General features: G+C 25.6%; 1 rRNA gene. It reads left to right on the top strand.

Annotated elements, in window-relative coordinates:
• A 5S ribosomal RNA gene (gene rrf, locus ACSYT2_RS18530) occupies positions 1 to 114 on the top strand; the annotation flags it as partial.
• Positions 115 to 939 lie beyond the last annotated feature (825 nt).

Raw genomic sequence — 939 nt, 5'->3', positions numbered from 1 at the left:
AGTGATGATGGCGTAGAGGAAACACTCCTTTCCATTCCGAACAGGAAAGTTAAGCTCTACAGCGCCGATGGTACTGCATGGGAGACTGTGTGGGAGAGTAGGACGTTGCTAGGTAAGTAAAAAGGATAGTTAATACTATCCTTTTTTTGTTTTATAAAATTATATTTCAGGAGTGTATCGACAGGAAGTGATTAAAGTAATATTCTCTATAAAAAATATTCTAACAAACTCTTCTGGTTACTATGATAATTTAACTTTTCTCTAAATAATTAAGATAGAGATAAATATTTTGCCATAGTATTTACTTTTAGTTCATATTATTTTGGTAGAGTCTTTGCTAAAAAACTTGTATTTTCAATATTTATCGATCTATTTTCTTTGATTATATTTAATTTTTTAGAACTTTTAGATATATTCAATCTAAAATCCAAGAATTAGATTATATAAAAAGGCTAATTCATAAGTAATATGCTTATAGCCAAGATATTAAATATTGTCTTACACTAATATTAAGACAATTATTATTTTAATAGTAAGTTGAATATAGAGGTTATTTTTGTGGTTTAATAATCTATGATTTTATAAAGAAAGAAGATTTTATTACTGAATATTAAAGAAATATTATTTAAGCTTAATAGTTATTTATTATAGGAAGTGATATAAAATTAATAGTTATTTCAGGATAAATATAGAGAAACTATACCTAGTGTATCAATATATATATAATAGAGAAAAACAATGAAAAATAAAGAAATATAGAAATAAATTTATTTAATAAGGTTATTATTATAGTTTGATATTAAATCATATGGTAAGATAAATCTCGTCGCTAAGGTAGCTCAGCAGATGAGAAAAGAAACTTAAGCAAGCAACTTAAAAAAGTTGTTGACAAGATTCTAGCTTGGTGATAAGATAAGGAAGTCGCTTAAGTGACAATCC

It is taken from the genome of Clostridium zhoujianii (assembly GCF_051590805.1).
Taxonomy (GTDB): domain Bacteria; phylum Bacillota; class Clostridia; order Clostridiales; family Clostridiaceae; genus Clostridium.
Note: the sequence above shows the minus strand (reverse complement) of the source record. Positions and strands in the feature narration are given on the sequence as shown.